The 8,630-nt window shown below is 38.0% G+C and carries 7 protein-coding genes; 4 read left to right on the plus strand and 3 right to left on the minus strand.

What is annotated here, in order from left to right; all coding sequences use genetic code 11:
* Positions 1 to 102: 102 nt before the first annotated feature.
* The 3 genes from ADS77_RS18470 (at position 103) to ADS77_RS18480 (ending at position 2,415) form a co-directional block, all read left to right on the plus strand.
* Entirely contained in the window at positions 103 to 1,623 is a 1,521-nt protein-coding gene (locus ADS77_RS18470) for an aldehyde dehydrogenase family protein (protein WP_054205971.1), read from the plus strand.
* Between the two features lie 156 nt (positions 1,624 to 1,779).
* Positions 1,780 to 2,154, plus strand: a complete 375-nt coding sequence (locus ADS77_RS18475) for a VOC family protein (protein ID WP_054455748.1) — start codon at positions 1,780 to 1,782, stop codon at positions 2,152 to 2,154.
* A gap of 63 nt (positions 2,155 to 2,217) precedes the next feature.
* Entirely contained in the window at positions 2,218 to 2,415 is a 198-nt protein-coding gene (locus ADS77_RS18480) for a CPXCG motif-containing cysteine-rich protein (protein ID WP_054205973.1), read from the plus strand.
* Positions 2,416 to 2,684: 269 nt separating this feature from the next.
* On the opposite strand, the gene ADS77_RS18485 is transcribed toward ADS77_RS18480, so the two are convergent.
* Positions 2,685 to 4,700, minus strand: coding sequence for a winged helix-turn-helix domain-containing protein (locus ADS77_RS18485; RefSeq protein ID WP_054455750.1), 2,016 nt, complete (start codon positions 4,698 to 4,700; stop codon positions 2,685 to 2,687).
* A gap of 136 nt (positions 4,701 to 4,836) precedes the next feature.
* On the opposite strand from ADS77_RS18485, the gene ADS77_RS18490 reads away from it, so the two are divergent.
* Positions 4,837 to 6,657, plus strand: coding sequence for a hypothetical protein (locus ADS77_RS18490; protein WP_054455752.1), 1,821 nt, complete (start codon positions 4,837 to 4,839; stop codon positions 6,655 to 6,657).
* 992 nt (positions 6,658 to 7,649) lie between these two features.
* Here ADS77_RS18490 and ADS77_RS18500 read toward each other — a convergent pair.
* Both ADS77_RS18500 and ADS77_RS21820 read right to left on the minus strand, forming a co-directional pair.
* The gene (locus ADS77_RS18500; protein ID WP_054206942.1) at positions 7,650 to 8,024 is read right to left on the minus strand and encodes a hypothetical protein; all 375 of its coding nucleotides are present in this window, start codon (positions 8,022 to 8,024) and stop codon (positions 7,650 to 7,652) included.
* 398 nt (positions 8,025 to 8,422) lie between these two features.
* Positions 8,423 to 8,630 (minus strand): IS30 family transposase (locus ADS77_RS21820; RefSeq protein ID WP_152960609.1); only part of this gene is annotated, 208 nt, incomplete at its 5' end.

Consider the following 8,630-nt stretch of genomic DNA (forward strand, 5'->3'; position numbering starts at 1 on the left):
GGCTAATGTCAACAGGTGGCGGATAAATAAACAACAACTACTCGCTGGACGTTAATTAACCCAGGTTAAGTCAAACTCAACAATTTGAACAGGAATCACACAATGATTTATGCAAACCCCGGTGCTGATGGCGCACTCATTAATTTTAAACCTCAATACGGTAACTACATTGGCGGACAATGGGTTGAGCCTGTAAACGGCCAATACTTTGATAATATAAGCCCTGTAAATGGTAAAGTGTTTTGCCAAATTCCACGCTCAGATAAAGCCGATATTGAATTGGCTCTTGATAAAGCACACGCAGCAAAAGCGTCGTGGGGAACAACCTCAGTGACTATACGCAGCAACATACTATTAAAAATAGCTGATCGGATAGAGCAAAACCTTGAGTTACTGGCCGTGGCCGAAACATGGGATAACGGCAAAGCGATTCGTGAAACACTCGCAGCAGATATTCCATTAGCAGCTGATCACTTTCGTTATTTTGCAGGCTGTATTCGCGCACAAGAAGGCAGTATTGGTGAGATTGACGAGACCACAGTCGCTTATCACTTTCATGAACCTCTTGGTGTGGTTGGGCAAATTATTCCGTGGAACTTCCCTATTTTAATGGCTGCGTGGAAGTTAGCGCCAGCGCTTGCGGCGGGTAACTGTGTGATTTTAAAGCCGGCAGAGCAAACACCGGCTTCAATTTTAGTGTTAATGGAACTTATCGGCGATTTACTACCTGCAGGCGTTCTAAACGTTGTTAACGGCTTTGGTAAAGAAGCCGGCGAAGCTCTGGCGACGAGCACCCGTATTGCTAAAATTGCCTTTACGGGCTCAACTCCAGTTGGCTCGCATATCTTAAAATGCGCAGCTGATAATATCATTCCATCATCTGTTGAACTTGGTGGTAAATCACCGAACATATTTTTTAATGACGTAATGGAAAAAGATGATTCATTCTTAAGTAAAGCAATAGAAGGCGCGGTACTTGCGTACTTCAACCAAGGTGAAGTGTGTACTTGCCCATCGCGTTTGTTTATTCAAGAAGATATTTACGAGCAATTTATAGAACGTATTTTAGCGCGTACTTTGCAAATCAAACGGGGTAATCCACTTGATAGCGAAACCATGGTGGGTGCACAAGCTTCAAAAGCACAGTTTGATAAAATCCTTAGCTATATCGAAATTGGTAAAAAAGAAGGCGCAGAAGTACTCACCGGTGGCAATATTGAGCAATTAAGTGACGAGTTAAACGGTGGCTACTATATTCAGCCAACCTTGCTTAAAGGCACTAACGATATGCGGGTATTTCAAGAAGAAATTTTTGGCCCAGTTATTTCAATGTCGACCTTTAAAGATGAAGCTGAAGCGCTGGAGTTAGCCAATAGCTCAGAGTTTGGTTTAGGCGCAGGGGTGTGGAGCCGCAACATGAACCGTGCCTATCACTTTGGCCGTAAGATAGAGGCAGGGCGCGTATGGACTAACTGTTATCACATGTACCCAGCTCACGCTGCTTTTGGCGGCTATAAAAAGTCAGGCATCGGCCGCGAAACCCACAAACTCGCGCTTGATCATTACCAACAAACTAAAAACTTGTTAGTAAGTTACAGCGAAGATCCGCTTGGCTTTTTTTAAAAAGTGCATAAGAACAACTAATTAAGTAAAGCGCGGCTCTTAGCTGCGCTTTTTGCTATATTAAAGTACTTAAGGTTAAATACTCATTAAAGGTTCAAAAGTGATTTTGGAATGAGTTAATTGCACCGAAGTTGTGCCGCTTACTAAGGAGATGGAATGAAAATTTTAACAAATATATGCTCAGATAATTTACCAGAAAGTAAAAAATTCTATGTAGAATTACTTGGTTTTATTGTTAAATATGAGAGTGATTGGTATGTACAACTTTGCTCGCCAGACGATCATTCAATTGAATATGGTATTATTCAAAAGGATCACTCCTTAGTGCCAAAAAAGTTCCAACAGTCGCCAACAGGTATGTACGTTACTTTTGTTGTGGCAGATGTTGATAGCACTTATGAAAAAGCGCTGTGTATGAAGATACCTATTTTGCAAGCGCCTCATAATGAATTTTACGGGCAGCGTCGCTTTTTAATTGAAGATCCTAATGGTTGTCTAATTGATATTTGCTCGCCATGGGAGACTCTATAAAAGCGTAACCTTTACGCATATACGAAAGTAAACGAGCGTATTAATCTACGTTGGAGCGATAATATGAATCAACTAACTGAACAAACAATAGCATGCCCATATTGTGGCGAGAGTATTGATGTGCTGCTCGACCCAACAGATGTTGATCAGCAATATATTGAAGATTGTCAGGTTTGTTGTAAGCCCATTAACTTTTTGGTTTTTGAAAATATGGATGAAGACTTAAGTGTGACAGTGTCTAGTGAGGACGAAAACTATTAAAAGATTAGGCACCCGATAATAAATAAAAAAAACACAGCTAAATATACTGAGTGGAGCCAGTTTTCGTTGCGATTTTTGAGGTAAGCGTTGCGCATTTTCCATTTATCTTCATGGGTCAAAGTGTGAAAGCAGCGCTCACACTATTTAGCACTGAATTCTTCCCAATAACCACATTGCGTACAGGCATATCTCTTTTTTAAATTTGGTCCAAGGTTACTATTGTGCTTAAACATTTTTTATCACAGCCTTTGATAATTTAAACAATGGATTTAAAACGCATACTGGTAAATATCTCCTTGGAGTGCCTTCAACCGAACCCAATAAATATACTGTTGATCAGGCGATATTGTATATTGATGGATAAAATCATTCGTTTTTGGCAACAGCAATTGTTCAGTGTGTGTGTCAATATTATATGCCCATACACCGGTTTCTTGTCTGTAGAAATACAGCTGGTTATTGATGATTTGCCAATTTAACCAATTAATACGATTAAAGTCTTTAATTATCAGCTCTTCATTTGGATGGTCTAATTTTTTTCGCCATAAGCCATCGACCGTAAATTTAGAGTAATACAGGTATTCACCAATTATTCTGCCACTGTAACCACCATTTACGGTAAGTTGCGTGTGTTGGCCACTACTTCTTTGGTAGTGCCATAGTTGCCAATTACCAGAAGAGTTGCCACTGTAAATAACATTATTATTCGCATCGTAATTGGCAACATAGCTATTTTTTGATTCAGTGAAAACGTGCTGATACGTGTTTTCATCAATATTTAATTCATATATATCACCATGCTTGCTAAACAGCACACGCTTACCATCATCTGAAAGCTCATAGCGAACAAACTGTAATTCAAACGGTAAATCAACATTAATTAGTTGGGCGTTGTCACCTTTTATTCTCCACCAATGATGGCTTTTATAGCGTGTTGATAAAATAAGTTGTGTGTCAGCTTTCATTCGAGGTAATAATTCTGTTCGAGCGCTTTGTTGCCATGTAATGTGTGTTTTTTGTTTAATATTATACTTTGCAATGTCACTTACAGCGTTGAGATTACTGATCAATAGAGAAGGGCCATTATCACTTTGCAAAAGAGCCAATGAGTTAATTTTAAAGTCTAATTTTTTAAGTAATGAGTAGTGGCTGTTAGCGGTTTTTAGAGTGTACAGGCTTGCACTATCAGCAATAATTAAATCGTTATTATTAGGGTGCCATAGCAGGTTATTTATTCGCAAATCAACAGTGTGCTCTGTTAAGACATGATCATCGTTGATGATAATAATATGAGATTGGTTATCATTTATATAACGAAGAACGGCAAGCTGATTGGTATGACGGTTGTAATTAAAATTAAAATCACCTTTGGTGTTATTTTTGCTGGTGGGGTTGGTTATTTGTTTTAACCTGCCTGTATTTACGTTATAGCTAAATACCTGGTACGGATGCGATTTACTAAAGCGCTTAGTAAAGTAAAAGGTGTTATTTTCTCCCCATACTAATGATGTTGGTATTTCATCACAGGTAAATAAAGGCTGCTGCTTTTGTGTTGCGACATAATAAATAGCAATCGAACACTGTTTATCAATGTTCGTTGCATAAACAAGTTGCGTTCCTTTGGCGTTAATGGTGGCGAGTGAATCTGTTAATACTCTCTTTTTTGAATGTGTTTTTGTATCATATAAATACACTGCTTGGTTATTATTTTCATCTAGGTGATGAAATAGAATGTGTTGGCCAGAATCCGTTGTAGATAGTTTATACTCCGATCCGTTGAGTGCAATTAATGGGGCGCTAATAAGTGATAGCGTGTTTGAATGAGTAAAACTATCTGGTTTAATAAAATAACTAATAAGCGCCACTAAAAAGAGTAAAATGAAGGTAATAACGCAGCTTACTTTTATGAAAAACCATGTGCTTTTTTTATTTTCAGTAGCGGTAATTTCATTTAATACGGGCTCAATAGGGTCTTTGCTCAAACCTTCAAGACAAGCAATGAGCCGGTAACCTTGAGTTGGTACTGTTTCAATAATGTTTTCATCGGTTAATGCAGCAAAATGCCCACGTAATAAAGACACGGTTCTGTTTATTGCGCCTTCACCTACAACACGGTTGTTCCATACTTTTTCTATGAGTTGATCACGACTGACAATTTGCCCATTAGCTGCCAATAAAGCTGTTAAAAAGTTAAATACTTTAGGTTCAAGATTGCGACTTTGAGTGCCCTTTACCAATGTTCGCTGGTTTGCATCAAACATTACACTTGCAATGTGTACCGTCATACTAATCTCTATCATATTGAAATAACTTTATATTTTAAAACATAACACAAACATAACAAAAACATAAGCTCGAACTATGTGAGCTGATGTAAATACATGATTTGCTAAGCTTCCATGTTTAATAAGAGTAAAAAAAATGCGTAGTTATCTATATTGTTTATTAAAAATAGTCGCTATAACATGGCTATTATCAGGTTGTAATGGCACCGACAATAAATCGGCTTCTCCTGTATCTAAGCCACCAGAGAGCGATGTAAATAAAACAAATTTAAATGGGCGAAGTTATTACCTTTCACTGCCAGCTAAAAACTTTGACTCAAAAAAAGCCTATAAATTACTATTGGCTTTTCATGGCTCCGGACAAGGGGCACAAAGCATGCGTAGTATGTCGGCTCTTGAATCTGCATCAGACAATTATATTGTTGTTTATCCGCAATCAAAGGTTGAAGAATGGAATGAAGGGTGTGATTGCAATAAGCCACACCGGCTCGGAATTGATGATTTAGGTTTTGTAGATGAGGTTGTTGCAGATGTTAAAACAAAATACAACATCATAGATGATGAACTTTATGCTGTTGGATTTTCTCAAGGGGGGCTTTTTGCACAAAATTTAATGTGTAATAGTGACTTACAGTTTAACGCGATAGCGTCGGTTGCATCGCCAATGTCGGTGCAATTATCACAAAGCTGCTACATTGAAAATAATACACACTATATGATGGTGCATGGTAAAAATGACAAAACATTGCCCTATTATGGTCTAACTCATTCAAACTTTGGGCTTATAGCTAGTGAATATGCAATAGAACTTATTGCTAAAGAAAACGATATAGAGTCGCCAGTCGAAGTTGAAAAAACCAATGCAACGACCAAATATGTATATAAAAATGACATACACATTAATCAGTTAGTGGCTATTGAAGGCGGAGGACATAGTTGGGGTTTTACTGGCTTTAATACCACTGAGGAAGTGATCAGTTTTTTTGATTCAGTCAGCCTAAATAAGCTAGATATTCACTCAAGTTTATACCGTGTTGGCACGCAGCCAAATAAAGATGTGCATGTACGCAGTATGGGCCTAGAGCATAGCGGCCCTGCCATTATTTTACTCTCAGGGTTTAATAAAAACTTTCATAGTGACAGTGCATGGTTTTCATTGTTGCAGCCGTTAATTGCAAAAACGCATCGCGTACATGTTATAGAGCGCTTTGGTAATGGGTTTAGCAGTGATGTAGATCAACCATCATATGCATCGTTTGTGTCTGCATTAGATAAAACCCTTAATATACTCAACGAAGATGAGCTAATAGTGGTGAGCTTTGCAAGCGCAAATATTTTGGCTCATTTGTGGCAAGTGTCTCCAGATTCACACGCGTCAGCCAATCTTAAAGGCATGCTCTGGGTTGATCCTGATATTTTACTCCCTCATTCAATCAGTCTATATCAAGACTGGCCAGTATCGTGGTACAGAGAAGTTGGGGGCGATCTTATTGAACATATACAGCAGGGTAATTGGACCGAAAGAACATTGGGTAAGTTAGCCGCTGAACGCGAAGAAATGAATGCACTTATTCCTATCAATTATCAAAATGATATGAATTGGCCGTATTTTGATCTCATTAGTCAAGGCAGAGCACAAATTGATAAACAAGTAACCCGGGCAAAAGAAATCATGAATTACCATGATGACTTAGCCAGCGTGCTCAACAGTGATATAGCCACCTCAGTGCCTATTACAGTCATAGATACTGACTTTGAGTCGCATGATATTGCAAACGCAGAGCCCGAGTATGTTGATGGCCTCATTAAATGGCAGCAAGAAGGAACACAATGGAGTCACTTGATCAGTGAGCAATCAGGCGGTCAATATGTGCCATTGAACAACAGCGATCATATGGCTGTATTTCAGCACCCGGATGAAATTATAAAAGCGATAATTAACCTAAATAATCAATGATTTAGAAAAAATTAGTTTTTAATTACCCTAGCCAGATGGCTAGGGTTTATGCATGCTTGCTGATGGGTTTAAAAGTTATCACATGCTTTTTTACTACAAAAAAGCAGAGAATATAATTGAGGTAAAAATAGGGTTGTAAGGTTGTTTGTTTTTCTGAATTAATGTGGTTGACTTGTTACTAAAATGTGGTTTTATTGTGTTTTCCATACAAAGAGATGATTGTAGATGTTAAATAAAAGTAATAACATCCGCCTGTCATTTTTTAAGGAAAAGCAAAGATGACACCCACCCTAAAGTTTGATAATTGAATTCAAGAAGAGATAAGTTTTTAGCCCAAAAGAGTAAACTTAGTAGCGCAGTTTTATTTGCTCAATTAAAGTGGCTGTCCAGTTTATTTTTTCTAATCCCCCAGCTGAATCATTAACAGAAAATGAAACTCTAGAACGAGTTAGGCAAGGTGCTATCAATATTGATACTGGCACGGCTAGGGCGCTATCAGGCCCAGCTTCACCCATTCAAGGTGAAATCCTTGCAGCTATGGGTAATAATGCTCGATTGATGACTCAAACTGCTCTTGGCGAATTTGTAGTTGCTGTTAGGCGTAATGGTAGACCAGACGTGATAGCAAATGCTTCCGCGTTTTTATCAACGGTCAGCGCTATTCCGGACATGCCATTTATAAGAGTTATGAACTTGCTCCCTGAATTCGGGGAGGAGTGTTTTCTAGTCAACGTAATAACTTGATAATGAATTATTAACTGAGTATAGACGCTATTTTTTAGACTGTAAGCAATTGCAAGCGAAGAACAGCCCAGAAAAGCAAGTTGGTCAGATTTATATGCTAGCAGCCAAAAATAAAGACATACAAAGGGGTCAAGTTCATTACTTCATAAATCTTATTCTGCTGAGCATGCATCGTCAGCATTAGATAAGCTATTACAGAACATTTTTACTAGGTAATATCAAGCAAGCGATCTGACCACCCTTCTCTCTTAAAACAAAATAATAAGCTTGGCGGTTTGAAATAGTACTCCTATCCAACCAACTATAAATGCAGCATCTTCAAGTAAACCGACTTTTTTGTACTCTGACGCGTCATTTAAGAAAACTTCGCCAAACGGTTTTGTATAAATAATCAATGACATCCAAACGCCAGGCCAAATAACAATACCTAACAACCTAGAGGTGTTATATTCGACGCTATACACTTGCCCGATAAAGATCCCAACGGCTAAAAAGATACCAATTAATTTAGCCACTTTCCATTTTTCGAGATTATCAGAAAAAGTCATCTCATACTCTCTTGTTGAATAAAACTGCCCAATACAACTTGGCAATAAAAATAATATTGCTGCAAAAATTAACACATTTCTAGATCCTAAAATATATAACGAGCCTGTAGAATAACTCGTGTTTAATTTATTGATGGTTCAACCATAACTGAGTTCCTATTTTGGTTCAATCGGTTACTTCAGTTTCAAAATAAGATGGGTGCTTGAGATGGTTACTCCAATCGGCATCAAATGTGCGCACTCGACGCACAACGAGTCTCTGTCAGGGTCAAGCTATCAGGGTCACCCATTAGAAAGTTCCGGTCAAGCAGGCTGCTGTGTTTTCTTGATCTTTTTATTCAAAAAACCAAGTGTTGTTACTTTTTAAACTCACTTTAAATATGACTATGCATCCAGTAATGACGTCGATTGGTGTGAATATGCACCAGTCACCCACCCGAATTCAGGTTCCAAGTGCACCAAACCTTAAATCACTAATTAATAAAGACTTCTTCAGCTGTCTGATAATTTAGTATTTTCCTTGGGCGAGTATTAATTTTCATTACAACCTCTTGGAGTTGTTCATTAGTTATAGTTGAAAAATCAGTTTTCTTTGGGAAATAACGCCTGATCAGACCGTTTGTATGTTCATTTGTTCCTCGTTGCCACGAACAATAAGGATCAGCAAAATAAATAATAAAA

Source organism: Pseudoalteromonas porphyrae, from assembly GCF_001298125.1.
Classification (GTDB): domain Bacteria; phylum Pseudomonadota; class Gammaproteobacteria; order Enterobacterales; family Alteromonadaceae; genus Pseudoalteromonas; species Pseudoalteromonas neustonica.

What these genes read in the sequence shown, in the direction of transcription:
- ADS77_RS18490 (WP_054455752.1), top strand. Translation starts at nt 4,837, where the DNA reads ATGCGTAGTTATCTATATTGTTTATTAAAAATAGTCGCTATAACATGG.
- ADS77_RS18475 (WP_054455748.1), top strand. Translation starts at nt 1,780, where the DNA reads ATGAAAATTTTAACAAATATATGCTCAGATAATTTACCAGAAAGTAAA.
- ADS77_RS18485 (WP_054455750.1), bottom strand. Translation starts at nt 4,700, where the DNA reads ATGACGGTACACATTGCAAGTGTAATGTTTGATGCAAACCAGCGAACA.
- ADS77_RS18470 (WP_054205971.1), top strand. Translation starts at nt 103, where the DNA reads ATGATTTATGCAAACCCCGGTGCTGATGGCGCACTCATTAATTTTAAA.
- ADS77_RS18480 (WP_054205973.1), top strand. Translation starts at nt 2,218, where the DNA reads ATGAATCAACTAACTGAACAAACAATAGCATGCCCATATTGTGGCGAG.